Genomic DNA, 12,992 nt, shown 5'->3' with positions numbered 1-12,992 from the left:
TTAAGGGTCAGCTCACCCCTGATAGCGATGTCGACCAGGCTAAAATACATTGAGCCCTCGCCGCTTGCGGACTTCGCGCTGAAGCCTTGATCGCCATGGGCCACCGGCTCACCATGAACTAGCAACAACAGATTCTCCCCCTTTTTATTTTTAACGGGCCGTTATTGCAGAATGCTGTTTTCAGGCAGTTCCTTGCTGTTGCATGACGGCAGTAATAATCGGCACAGGCGTCATCAGGTGTTCGCGCATCATCTTCTCGGCCTCGTCTTTGCGGCGGGCAAGAGTAACTTCCACCAGCGCAGCGTGCTCTTTGCGCTTTTGATCTAGGGCTTCGCTGGAAAAAACGGTTTCTTTCAGCCAGACATGACGATATCGCTGAACTTTATCAAAGAGTCCATCGCGCACTTTCATTAGCTGAGGAGAACGGCAACCGCAAACCAGAGCGATATGGAACTGGCTATGGCGGGCATCCCATATTTCCAGCAGTGAGTCGGGTGTATGGGCTTCACTCACTTTGGCGAGCTGATAGTTTCGGGCCAATATCTCCGCTTCCCAGTTGTCATCACCCCGTTCAATCGCCAGGCCAAGCATCATGGCTTCCAGCTCTGCACGCGCATCGTAAATATCATGCAATTCTGCAAGCGACATAGGAGAAACGCGATAGCCTCTCTGACTGATGGCCACGACTAATTGCTCGGCTACCAATTGCGACAAGGCTTCACGTAGCGGCCCGATGCCGAGGTCGTAGCGCTCTTTCAAGATGCTCATGCGTAGCTTCTCGTCGGGGCGGAACTGACCCCTAATAATGTCATTCTTTAGCAGCTTGTAAGCGCGGACACCGAGGTTCTCTCTGATATCCGCCAGCTCTTCTTGGTGTGTTTTAGGATTCATGGTTAACAGGTTCGGAAAATTTCAATCGAATCATAACATAATTAGATTGAAAGCAATGGAGTGGGCTCACCGGTCCAGCAGTTCCACCCAATGCTGCACCGGTACCTGCGCCTTGGTTTCGAGGTGGAGCTGGCAGCCAATATTGGCGGTTACGATGCGGTCAGGTTGGTCCAGGGTCAGCGCCTCGAGTTTGTTCTTCAACAGCTTCTGACTCATTTCCGGCTGCATGATGGAGTAGGTGCCTGCGGAACCACAGCACAGGTGTTTGTCTTTGGTTTTGGCCAAGTCAAAACCGACTTTGGTCAGCACCTGTTCTACCAGGCCATTTTTCTGCATTGCGTGCTGTAGGGTGCAGGGGCAGTGGAAGGCTATTTTGTCGGTGGATGGCTGCAGATCAAGTTTGCCCAGGTCTTCGGCCAGCAATACTTCACTGATGTCTTTCATCAGTTCACTGACGCGCTTGGCTTTTTGGGCGTACACCGGGTCGTCGCGAAGCAGGTGGCCGTAGTCTTGCACCATGGCGCCACAGCCAGAGGCGGTCATCACAATGGCCTCGGCTCCGGCTTCAATGGCGGGCCACCAGGCGTCGATGTTGTTGCGCATGAAGTTTAAACCTTCCTCATGGGCCGACAGGTGATAACTGACGGCACCGCAACATCCGGCTTTCGGAGCCTCTACCAGAGTAATTCCAAGCTTGTCCAGCACCCGCGCCGTTGACGCATTGGTAGTGGGGGCAGCGGAGGATTGCGCGCAACCGGCCAATCCCATCATCACCCGAGGGTGGTTGGCCGTGGGCCAGGGTGAGGCTTTGCGTCGCGGCGGCACCTTGGCTTTAAGTGCTTCTGGCAGTAGGGGCCTGAACGTTTGCCCAAGCGCCAGCAGCGGCCCGAACCGGCTGCTGTACGGCAATATTTTGCGCAATGCCAGCCGCATTAACCGCTCGTTACGCGGGCGTTCAAGCTTTTCCTCAATTACGCCACGGCCAATGTCCACCAAGCGGCCGTATTGAACACCGGAGGGGCAGGTGGTTTCGCAGGCGCGGCAGGTCAGGCAGCGGTCCAGGTGATCCCGGGTTTTGCTGGTGACTTCAGCACCTTCCAGCATTTCCTTAATCAGGTAGATGCGACCCCGAGGGCCGTCACGCTCGTCATTGAGTTCCTGGTAGGTCGGGCAGGTTGCGGTGCAAAAACCGCAATGGACGCATGCCTGCAATATGGATTCGGCTTCCAGGCCTTCCGCAGTGTTCTGAAATTCAGCAACAAGGTTGGTCTTCATTGAGCACCTGCTAGGTTACAACCAGCTGTAGAGCCGCCCGGGATTGAAAAGGGCGTCAGGATCAAAGGAATGTTTCAGTCGTTTCTGGATGGCTTGCAGGGCGGGCTGCTGGTGGTGCATGACTTCGCCGGTGCGGTCACCGCCGCGATACAGGCTGACCTGTCCGCCGGCTTTCTCGGCAAGGGCTTCCATGGTCGCCATTTCGCTATCGCCTCGGTACCAGCGCTGGGAGCCAGCCCAGTCCAGAAGCCAGGGGCCTTTTAACGGTGGCGTTGCCGCGGTGGAGTTTATGGAGAAGCGCCACAGCGGCTGTTCGCCCGCAAAGAATTCTAACTGCTGGTTGCGCAATTGCTGCCAGAAGGTGTCGCCGTCTGCCATTACCGGTATATCCCAGTGCTTGGCCGTGGCTTCCACCGCAGAATGGGCGCCGGACAGTCGTAAATACAGCGTACCATCAAGCCAGCAGGCGCCGGATAAAGGCTTGGGTTCGGCGGCTCGGGCGTTCATAAAGCGTATGGCTTCGGAGTGTTCCATTTTCCGTGACAGGGTCATGGTGATTGCCGGTCTCGGTAAAACCTTGAGGCTGATTTCTGTCATGACGCCAAGCGTGCCCATGGCGCCTGCCTGGGTGCGTGAGACGTCGTAGCCCGCGACGTTTTTCATCACCTGTCCGCCAAAACGCAGCTTTTCGCCCTTACCGTTAATCAGGTTGACGCCTAGCACTTGGTCACGCACCGAGCTCCACCAGGGGCGGCCCGGGCCGGACTGGTTGCAGGCCAGGGTGCCACCGATGGTGGAGCGGTCGCCAAAGTACGGCGGCTCGAACGACAACATCTGGTTTTTCTCCGCCAGCGCGGTTTCGATTTCGCTCAGCGGCGTGCCGGCGCGGACGGTTAAAACCAACTCCAACGGCTGGTAGTCAACAATGCCGCTATGGCCGCCAACGTCCAGTTGCTCGGCGTTGATCTTGCGACCCATAAACTGCTTGCTGCCAGCGCCCACGATGGCCAGTTTGTGGCCCTGGTTACGGGCTTCGTTGATCTGTTGCTGAAGGTGCTTGGTGATGTCAGGCATGCTGCACTTCCGGGGCCTGTGGTTTGGCGTTAATGGCTCGGTATTCCTGACAATTGCGCAGGGTGGGCACACCCTTGCCCGGGTTCAAGGTCCCCTGGGGATCGAAGGCGCTTTTGACGGCATTGAGCTGCTCAATTTCGGGGTCAGTAAACTGCATGGGCATCTGGCGAATTTTCTCCACGCCAACGCCGTGTTCGCCGGTAATGCAGCCGCCCACCTTAACGCAGAGCTCGAGGATGTCGCTGCCGAAAGCTTCTGCGCGCTCCAGTTCGCCCTCTTTATTGGCATCAAACAGGATCAGCGGGTGCAGGTTGCCGTCACCGGCGTGGAATACGTTGGCGACGCGCAGGCCAAATCGCTTTGACATGTCTTGCATCTCGTTCAGTACTTGACCGAGGTGCGCCCTGGGAATAGTGCCGTCCATGCAGTAGTAGTCCGGAGAAATCCGGCCCATGGCAGGAAAAGCGTTCTTGCGGCCTTTCCAGAGTAGAGCCCGTTCGGCATCGTCTTTTGAGGTACGAATGGAGGTGGCGCCAAAATCCCGGAACAGGGCTTCGGCTTTTTCGATGTGCTCCTGTACTTCTTCCTTGGTACCGTCTACCTCGCACAGCAGCAGGGCGGCGGCTTCCACCGGGTAGCCCGCGCCGGTAAAGGCTTCCACGGCTATGATGGCATGGCTGTCCATCATTTCCAGCCCGGCGGGGATGATACCCTGGGCAATAATGCCGCCGACGGCCGCGCCGGCTTCATCAACTGTGCCAAATCCAGCCATAATAACCCGCGCAATTTCCGGGGTTGGCAGCAGTTTTACCTGTACTTCGGTGATGATACCCAGCAGGCCTTCAGACCCGGTAATCAGCGCCAGCAGGTCCATGCTACAGCTGTCCAGGCCATCGCTGCCGATCACCACACGCTCACCGTCTACGGTAACCATCTCGACGCTTAGAATGTTGTGGGTGGTAAGCCCGTATTTAAGGCAATGTACACCGCCGGAGTTTTCACCCACATTGCCGCCGATGGTGCAGGCGATCTGGGAGGATGGGTCTGGACCGTAGTAGAGACCATAGTCGGCGGCGGCTTCACTGATGGCCAGGTTACGTACACCGGATTGCAGGCGGGCCGAGCGCGCGAGCGGATCGATATGCAGAATGCGGTTGAACTTGGCCAGCGACAAAACCACGCCGCCGGCGTCGGGCATGGCGCCCGCACTCAGGCCGGTGCCTGCGCCGCGGGCAACCACCGGAATCCTGTACTGGTGGCACAGGCGCATTACCTGTTGCACTTGCTCAACGGTCTCTGGCAACAGCACCAGCAGCGGCATAACGCAATACACTGACAGGCCGTCACACTCGTAGGGCTTGAGCGTCTCTTCGTCGGTAATGACGAATTGTGGATCAATGAATTTCCGAAACATCTCTGCCAACTCGGTTTTGCCAGGCTTGCTGGCGGCCGTGTTTAACGGTTTGCTGTCAGTGTTCATTACGCGACTCCGGCCCTGTGTGGGGCAGTCCTGTTTACGGGGCAGTTCTCTTTATATCTACGTCCTGCTCACCGTAAAGTGCGGTTAACAGTGAAGTGCTGCTAGCAATGACATACTACGCGCGACCAGCATTAAGGTGATCAATACCGGCCTGGGCACAATCCATATCCTGTTGCGGTGTACCGGAGCTTAGGCCAATGCCGCCGACCACTTCGCCATCTACAACAACAGGCAGACCGCCACCGACCACGCACAAGCGCCCACCCTGCGAGGTATGAATACCGAACACCAGATTGCCGGGTACGCAGGCGGCGTTGTAATCGTGGGTTGCCTTGCGGGCAGCGGCAGCGGTGTAAGCTTTGTCTTGAGCGACGATGACACTGCTGATTTTGCCGCCATCCATACGCTCAAAAGCGATCAGGTTACCGGACTCGTCGGTGATGGCGATGCACATCGGGATGCCGATTTCCCGAGCCTTGGCGGCGGCGCCTTCGATCAACAGGCGGGCGTCTTGCTGGTCCAGTCTTTTCAATGTGATCATTTTGTATTCTCCTTAAGCGGTTAAGTTGGCCGCTATTAGCGGCCTTGATTTTCTCAGGTGCCAGCCGTCAACCGTAAACCAGATTCGGCAGATAGGTGACGATGGCCGGGAAGACTACACACAGGAACAGACCCAGTGCCTGCAGCCCCAGGAACACCAGTGCTGACCGGAAGATGGTTGCCATCGAGATTTCCGGGGGGCACACCCCGCGGATATAGAAGAGCGCATACCCAAAGGGCGGACTCAGGAACGACATCTGCATATTCACCAGATATAACACCCCGAACCAGAGCACCACGTCTGAGCCGTCAATGCCGGGGAAGCCGAACAGACCGTCGAAAGTCAGTGCTTCAACAATCGGAATAAAGATCGGCACGGCCAGCAAAAGTATACCCACCCAGTCCAGGAACATGCCCAGAACCACCAGCAGCAGCATCAGCAGGAACAACACAGCGTACGGAGACAGGCCAATGCCAAGAATGGTTTCAGTGATGAACACCTGGCCACCTTGCAGGATGTAGAAGCCTACAAACACTGAGGCGCCGAACATGATCCACAGCACCATGGCAGAGGCTTTGGTGGTGGTAACAGATGCATCTCGCAGTGCAGCAATAGACAGTGCGCCGTGTTTCCAGGCCACAATCATGGCGCCAAATGAGCCAATACCCGCCGCTTCCACCGGTGTTGCCACACCGCCAAACAATAAGCCCAGCACCAGAAACACCAGCACCAGCGGCGCAATCAAGCTTTTCAGCAGGCGCAGTTTTTCACCCATGGAAACCCGCTCTTCCAACGGCACAGGTGGCCCGAGCTTTGGATTAAGCCAGCTGCGGATCAGTACATAGGTGATGTAGGTCGTTGCCAGCATTAGGCCCGGTATGATCGAGCCTAAGTAGAGTTCGCCCACGGATTGCTGAGCGACCACGGCATAGAGAATGGCCAGGATTGAAGGCGGAATCAGAATGCCCAGCGTGCCGCCAGCCATGATTGAACCCAGTGCGATCTTCTGATCGTAACCGCGTTTCAGCATGGCAGGCAGAGCAATGATGCCCATGGTAACCACCGCGGCACCGATAACACCGACCATCGCGGCCAGAATGGTAGAGGCCAAAATGGTGGCTACCGCAAGGCCGCCACTGAGGCCGCCCATCCATTTATAGACCACGCTGAACATTTCCTCGATCAGCCCGGCTCGTTCCAGCATAGAGGCCATGAAGATGAACAGAGGAATGGCCGCCAGGTCAGAGTTGGTCATCATCGGAAAGATGCGGCTTGGCACAATGTTAAGCATTGCCGTGTCGCCAACCAGATACACAAACATCACGCCCAGGCCGCCGGTTACAAACGCCAGTGGCAGGCCCATCATCAGGGCAACCATCAGCGAGCCAAACATCAAATAAGTCAGTGGCCCGATTTCAACACTGGCCAGGCTCCCGGCAAGGCGGAACAGAAAAAACTCATCACTGTATGGGTCGAAAAACAGGATGTTGATCATTTCGACACAAATAACAAAGCCGATCCCGACAGTCGCCAGGATCATCAGCCAGGTGCCCAGCTTACCGATAAGAGGGTTCTTCGGTGCGGGGTTGGCGTTGGCAGCTTGAGTGGACATTAAGATGCCTCCCGACCAAGACGAATGAAGACTGAAATGTCTTTCAGCAGTTTTGAAATACCGGCCAGTAGAATCAGCACCGAACCTAGCAGCATGACGCCCTTGACCGGCCAATACTGGATACCCCAGGTTTCAACGGTGGTTTCGCCCATGGAGTAAGCGTTGGTGAAGTAGGTCCAGGAGGTCAGTACCAGCACCAACGCAAACATGAAGAAGAACACGGAGGTGAAAATATCCATGCCCACTCGGCCGCGCACGGGCAAATAGTTGTAGACCACGTCTACCCGCACATGGGAGCCATGCAACAGGGCAAAGCCGCCCGCCAGAAGGTATTGCATGCCCAGCAGCAGATAGCTGGCCTCATGCACCCAAATGGTCGGGGTATTGAAGATGTAACGCATGATAACTTCGAAGAAATAGAAGCACACCGCGTTAACGGTCCAGAACGAAATGAACAGACCGGTTTTGTCACTCATCCAGTCTATGGCACGAGTGAGCAGGCTCTCGTCTGAGGGCCGGTAGGCAGATGCGGAAGGATGTTCCTGGAGTTCCCCTCCAACCGGAATTTCCGGTTCTGTCGCTGGTTGTGGGTCGGTATCGCGCCAACGACCCAGTGCAATCATTATAAGCGGCATAAACGCAAGCCAGCCCCAATACAGCCAGTGGGGCATTACAAAGCCAAAGCCTTCCAGGTCAGACATAATGAACTACCTCTGGTTATACCCAGATGTTGTAATGGAAAAAAGGGAGAGCAAATGCTCTCCCTGAATTGGACGCTAAGGGTGTTACTTCATGCCCTTGATGTCTTCCTCAGTGATGTAACCAACGGTGTCGTTCATCATGTACTTGAGCTGCATGTCGAAGATTTCGCGGGCGTCTTCGTTCTTGTCAGCCCAGCGATACCAGACCGGAATCGCGGCACGACGGAATTCCTGCAGGTCTTCCTGGCTCAGGCGGGTAACTGTGGTACCCGCTGCCTTGAACTTTTCCATCGCCTCAATGTTGCGCTTTTGGATAGCCAGGTAGTGTTTCTGGGAATAGATACGAACTTCGTCTTCCACCGTTTGCTGCAGCTTGGGATCCAGTGCGTTCCAGGCTCGCAGGTTAACGGTCAGGTCCATCAGGTCAACCGGTTGGTAGACTGACATAACGCCGGGAGGTCCCATAAGAATGTATTTGGTAACCTGAGAAAAGCCCAGTTCCCAGTTTACGGCTGGCCCTACATAGTCAGCGGCGTCTATGGTGCCTTTCTCCAGCGCCGGGAAGATGTCGGAGCCGGGTAGGCTGACCGCTGCCACGCCGAATTCGGCGAACACTTCTGCCACCATGCCGCCGGGCAGGCGCATTTTCAGACCCTTCAGATCGGCAAGACTGTTAATCGGCTGCTTGGAGTGAATAATGTTGGCGTCGTGCTGAATCGGTCCGACGTAGAACAGGCCAAATTTCTTATAGATTTCACGGGTTTTTTCCAGCATGCCCAGGGAATAGAACATGGTGTCCCACTGGTGTGGCTGATCGGGGCCGGCCGGATAAGACGACAGGAATACCGACGCTGGAATTTTGCCCGACCAATACAGGGTAAACGGGTTCATGCCCTGCAATACGCCGTTACGCACGGCGTCGAACAGGCCGTTATTGTCGGCTGCGACCGCTTTGGCAGGGAAACAAGTGAACTTGAGCTCACCGCCCGTTTTCTCTTCCATGCCGTCACACCATTCTTTGAACAGCTCGTAACCGACCGTGCCGGCGTCCCAAACGGACTGGATTTTCCAGGTAGTCGCTGCCTGAACGCTGCTGGCGAGCAGTGTTGCGCTTATGGCGGTGGACACCGCGAGGGTTTTCAGGAAGCCGCGGCGACGCGCCGAGCCTTTGTTCTCGATCTTGTAGGTGATGTCAGTCATCGTAGAAACTCCAGATGCAGGGCTTTGTTGTTGTTTATACCACTCTGTGCGATTGGCACCGAACGAGTTACTCGCAGATGCAACGCTTTACAAGGTGACTGTAGCCTAATGTTCGATTCGAAGCAGCATTCAAGTCCAGCGCTTTACTTGCTGGTCAGACCAGTTTTTGTAGACAGGCACGCAGGCATCCGCCATATTCTTTGACAGGCGCGCTATCCGCTAACCTAAACTTTTTTTATGGAGAGCTGGTCTGACCAGTTGATTTCAGTGATGCAGGAAAAACCCATTCCCATGTCGCGGGCGGTCGCGTACCGCCTTGAACAACTGATTCTCGACGGCAGTTTTGCGCCGGGGCAGATGATTCCCTCCGAACGGCAGTTGGCAAGCCGTTTTGGGGTTTCTCGCGCCATCGTTCGGGAAGCCCTTCATGAGCTTCAGGGCAGGGGCATCATTCGAACACAGCATGGCAAAGGTTCCTTCGTGTCGCACATGGTGCCAGAGCCCGAGGGGAACAGCCCCTTGATGCAGATGTTCATGGAGCACTCCCGCACCCTTTATGATCTGTTTGAGGTGCGACAGGAACTGGAGGGGAAGGCCGCGTATCTGGCGGCAGAACGCGCTACAGAAAAAGACCAGTATCAAATTACCAAAGCCTTCGAAACAATGGAGAAAGCCGACCCGCTCACCAATGCGGACCTTGACCATGCCTTTCATCGGGCCATTGTAAATGCTTGCCATAACCCGGTGCTGATTCACGTGCTCAACAGCTTGAAAGACCTTATGTTGAACTCGGTGCGGGCGTCGGTGGCCAATCTTAGCCACCGGGATGCATTCAAGCAGCAGATCGACAAACATCACCGCCAGATCTACCATTCTGTCATCAGCCGGCAAGCCAACTGGGCTCAAAAGGCTGCTATGGCGCATGTGGCTCATGTTGCTGAAGCGCTCAGAGCCATTGAAACGCAGGAGAATGGGCTGATCCGATCTTCTATCACGCCATCCACCGCTCGCTAATTCTGATATTCCTGGATGACATTTAATGCAGTTAATTAATGGAATCACTCTGCTACTGATTTACCAGCTGGCAGGCGAAGTGAGTGTTCGGTTGCTGGGGTTGCCGGTGCCTGGTCCGGTGATGGGCATGGTCATGCTGTTTATAACGTTGATGATACGGGGCCAGATGGCCAAGGCCGTTGAGCCTGCGTCTACTGCCCTTCTGGGCCACCTTTCGCTGCTGTTCGTGCCAGCCGGGGTGGGGCTTATTGTTCACTTCAATCGCCTTGGCAACGAGTGGTTGCCAATCAGTGTCACCCTGCTACTCAGCACCATTATCACCATGGCGGTCACCGCTCTGGTGATGCAGTGGGTCACCCGGCTGACGGCCAGGCGAGAACCGAACCATGACTGAACCAGACCTGAACAGAATATGGGTTTATCTGTCTGCGTCACCCCTGTTGGGCTTGACCATGACCTTGGTGGCCTACAGCCTGGCGCACCGCCTTTACCTTCGCTCGGGTTTGAACCCTTTACTGAACCCGGTGGTCACGTCGGTTACGGCACTCATCCTGTTTCTGCTGGCGACGGACACGTCATACGATGATTATTTTGATGGCGCCCAGTTTGTTCACTTCCTGCTGGGCCCCGCCACCGTGGCGCTGGCGATTCCTTTATACCAGCAATTCAACAAGCTGAAACAGGTCTGGCTGCCGGTCACCGTGGCGCTGGTAACCGGGGTGGTCGTTGGTGCGTTCAGCTCGGTGGCCATTGCCCGACTGCTGGGCGCCAGCCTTGAAACCCAGTTGTCGCTGGCCCCTAAGTCGGTAACGGCACCGGTAGGTATGGCAATATCTGAACAGATCGGAGGCCTGCCTTCGCTAACAGCGGCTTTGGTGGTGGTTACCGGTATTATTGGCGCCGTTATCGGCTCCAAGCTATTCGATTTGATGGGTATTCGAGACGACAGTGTGAAAGGTATTGCTATGGGCATGACGTCCCACGGTATCGGCACCGCGCGGGCTTTCCAGGTAAGCGCCCAGATGGGCGCATTCTCTGGTCTTGCGATGGCGCTGTCGGCTTTCCTCTACTCGGTTTTTCTGCCATGGCTGTTGAGTATTACCGGTGTACTTGGCTGACTCGTTACGTCATTCTTATACCAGCACCACACCGGTCAGGTTATGGCAGCCTGGCCTAGATGGAATGGCCTCTACAAAACCCGGTGTGATTCATTATGATAATAGGCTTCATCAATCTCTTAGCGCTTCTATTGTCACTGAGTTTTTTACACGGTTTTATCTTTCGGTTCTTGCATAAAAAGCAACACGTTGAAAAAGTGCTATCAGGCATTGTTTTTGGCGGAATTTGTGTTGTGGGCATGTTTTCGCCTATAGAGTTCAGCCCCGGTGTTATTTTTGATCCTCGACCCGTCGTTCTGAGTATATCGGGTCTCTTTGGTGGCCCAATCGTAGCCATTATTGCAGCCGTCATCGCAGGAGGATATCGCCTATTTCTCGGTGGGGGCGGTATCTATGTGGGTGTCACTGGTATCATTGCATCCGTCTGCATGGGTTTAGGCTACCGACACTGTGTTCAAAAAGGCTGGGCGAAAATTAACGTATGGCAGCTTTTGTTATTTGGCCTGCTCGTGCATCTTGTTGTGATACTGATATTCACCCAGCTGCCAGCTGCTGTTGTTGCTGGAGTAATGTCGACGATTGCTATCCCACTCGTTCTTACTTTCACACCCGCTACTGCCCTCTTGGGCATGTTGCTAAAAGACGTTGAAAATCGCCTGAAAACGGAGCATGCACTCAGAGAAAGCGAGTTGAAACTATCTCATCATCTGCACAATACTCCTTTAGCCGCTATAACATGGGATAGAAATTTCTATGTCACACAATGGAACAAAATAGCCGAAGAGATTTTTGGATACTCAGCCGAGGAAGCGATAGGTGAACATGCAACAGATTTGATCCTGAAAGCTGACTCGAAAGCAGCGGCTGAGGCTGGTCAGGTTTTTGCTGCGTTATGGGAAAAAAAAGGTGGAGAGCGAAGCAATAACGATAACGTTACTAAAGATGGCAGAACGATTAACTGTGAGTGGTATAACACACCGATCTTGGATGACGACGGCAAACTGATTGCGATAGCTTCTCTCTGCGACGATGTAACGGTTCGAAAACAATCGGAGCTGATTATTTGGCAGCAGGCGCATTACGATTCACTCACCGGATTGGCTAACCGTAAAATGGCGAATGATAAACTCGAGCAAGCCATTAAAGTAGCTGATCGTTCGAATAAAAGTATCGCATTCTTATTCCTTGACCTCGATCTTTTCAAACATATCAATGACACACAGGGTCACGATTTTGGTGACATGCTTTTGGTGGAAGTGTCAAAACGGCTACGCAGCTATTTCCGAGAAATCGATACTCTTGCTCGATTTGGAGGAGACGAATTTGTCATCATTGTGGGCGGCCTAGACAGCCCGGATCAAGTTGACCTGATAGCGAGCGACTTGGTTAAAAAAATGGCAGAACCATTTAAGGTGGGACAAGAAACTGTCCATATTTCAACAAGTGTCGGCATCACAATTTATCCACAAGATGCTTCTGATCCGGTTGAAATACTGAGACATGCGGACCAGGCAATGTACGCAGCGAAGAATAACGGGGGTAATAGATTCCAATACTTTACGCCCTGGATGCAGCAGAGCGCAGTATCTCGCATGGCTTTGATTAGTGATTTACGCATTGCCTTGCCAGAAAATCAGTTTCAACTCTATTATCAGCCGATTGTAGACTTGATTAATGGTGATGTTTATAAAGCCGAGGCACTTCTACGCTGGAACCATCCTGACCGAGGTTTAATCGGGCCGGCCGAGTTTATTCCAATTGCAGAAGAGACGAAATTGATCTTGGGTATCGGCGACTGGGTGTTCCATGAGGCCAGCCGGCAGGCAGCCCGCTGGCGCGCCTCCTTCCGACCCAACTTCCAAATTAGTATTAATACCTCGCCGGTACAATATAAAAACGATGCTCTCAGTGCAGAAAATTGGCTTGAACACCTAAAGACGCTGGAGCTACTAGGAGATGCCATTGCGGTTGAGATTACAGAAGGAATATTGGTGGAATCCGGAGCCAGTGTCGACAAGATATTATTCGATTTTCGAGATGCAAATATTCAGGTATCAATCGACAACTTTGGCACGGGGTATTCATC

12 protein-coding genes and 1 pseudogene are annotated in these 12,992 nt (G+C 54.2%); 4 read left to right on the top strand and 9 right to left on the bottom strand.

The genetic code is table 11. From position 1 onward, the window contains the following. From MELB17_RS24825 to dctP, 9 genes and pseudogenes are all read right to left on the bottom strand, one after another. Positions 1-134: pseudogene (locus tag MELB17_RS24825) on the bottom strand (lipocalin-like domain-containing protein); the annotation flags it as partial. Positions 135-180: 46 nt separating this feature from the next. Then, positions 181-891, bottom strand: coding sequence for a DNA-binding transcriptional regulator CsiR (csiR, locus tag MELB17_RS22175; RefSeq protein ID WP_007352598.1), 711 nt, complete (start codon positions 889-891; stop codon positions 181-183). A 66-nt stretch (positions 892-957) separates the two neighbouring features. After that, positions 958-2,166, bottom strand: a complete 1,209-nt coding sequence (gene glcF, locus MELB17_RS22170; RefSeq protein WP_007352597.1) for a glycolate oxidase subunit GlcF — start codon at positions 2,164-2,166, stop codon at positions 958-960. A 15-nt stretch (positions 2,167-2,181) separates the two neighbouring features. Beyond that, positions 2,182-3,240 (bottom strand): glycolate oxidase subunit GlcE, encoded by a 1,059-nt coding sequence (gene glcE, locus MELB17_RS22165; protein ID WP_007352596.1) that lies wholly within the window; start codon positions 3,238-3,240, stop codon positions 2,182-2,184. Continuing rightward, positions 3,233-4,654 carry an FAD-linked oxidase C-terminal domain-containing protein gene (locus tag MELB17_RS22160; protein WP_227499011.1) on the bottom strand — a complete coding sequence of 474 codons (1,422 nt, stop codon included), beginning with the start codon at positions 4,652-4,654 and terminating at the stop codon, positions 3,233-3,235. Before MELB17_RS22160 ends, glcE begins: the two co-directional genes overlap by 8 nt. A 181-nt stretch (positions 4,655-4,835) precedes the next feature. Further along, on the bottom strand, positions 4,836-5,261 hold the full coding sequence (locus MELB17_RS22155) for a GlcG/HbpS family heme-binding protein (protein ID WP_007352594.1): 426 nt from the start codon (positions 5,259-5,261) through the stop codon (positions 4,836-4,838). 67 nt (positions 5,262-5,328) lie between these two features. Beyond that, positions 5,329-6,873 carry a TRAP transporter large permease gene (locus tag MELB17_RS22150; protein WP_007352593.1) on the bottom strand — a complete coding sequence of 515 codons (1,545 nt, stop codon included), beginning with the start codon at positions 6,871-6,873 and terminating at the stop codon, positions 5,329-5,331. After that, positions 6,873-7,574 (bottom strand): TRAP transporter small permease subunit, encoded by a 702-nt coding sequence (locus MELB17_RS22145; protein WP_007352592.1) that lies wholly within the window; start codon positions 7,572-7,574, stop codon positions 6,873-6,875. The genes MELB17_RS22150 and MELB17_RS22145 overlap by 1 nt, the downstream gene beginning before the upstream one ends. Positions 7,575-7,658: 84 nt before the next feature. After that, positions 7,659-8,774, bottom strand: a complete 1,116-nt coding sequence (gene dctP / locus MELB17_RS22140) for a TRAP transporter substrate-binding protein DctP (protein ID WP_007352591.1) — start codon at positions 8,772-8,774, stop codon at positions 7,659-7,661. 291 nt (positions 8,775-9,065) lie between these two features. Between dctP and MELB17_RS22135 the strand changes: the two genes are divergently transcribed. The 4 genes from MELB17_RS22135 to MELB17_RS22120 form a co-directional block, all read left to right on the top strand. Next, entirely contained in the window at positions 9,066-9,788 is a 723-nt protein-coding gene (locus MELB17_RS22135; RefSeq protein ID WP_227499010.1) for an FCD domain-containing protein, read from the top strand. Between the two features lie 25 nt (positions 9,789-9,813). Next, a complete protein-coding gene (locus tag MELB17_RS22130; protein ID WP_007352589.1) occupies positions 9,814-10,182 on the top strand; it encodes a CidA/LrgA family protein in 369 nt (122 codons plus the stop codon). Continuing rightward, complete coding sequence (locus tag MELB17_RS22125) at positions 10,175-10,906, top strand: LrgB family protein (protein ID WP_007352588.1); 732 nt, start codon at positions 10,175-10,177, stop codon at positions 10,904-10,906. Before MELB17_RS22130 ends, MELB17_RS22125 begins: the two co-directional genes overlap by 8 nt. A 95-nt stretch (positions 10,907-11,001) precedes the next feature. After that, on the top strand, positions 11,002-12,992 hold a 1,991-nt coding region (locus tag MELB17_RS22120), incomplete at its 3' end, for a diguanylate cyclase domain-containing protein (RefSeq protein WP_007352587.1).

The organism is Marinobacter sp. ELB17 (assembly GCF_000169375.1).
In the GTDB taxonomy this organism is placed as follows: Bacteria; Pseudomonadota; Gammaproteobacteria; order Pseudomonadales; family Oleiphilaceae; genus Marinobacter.
Note: the sequence above shows the minus strand (reverse complement) of the source record. Positions and strands in the feature narration are given on the sequence as shown.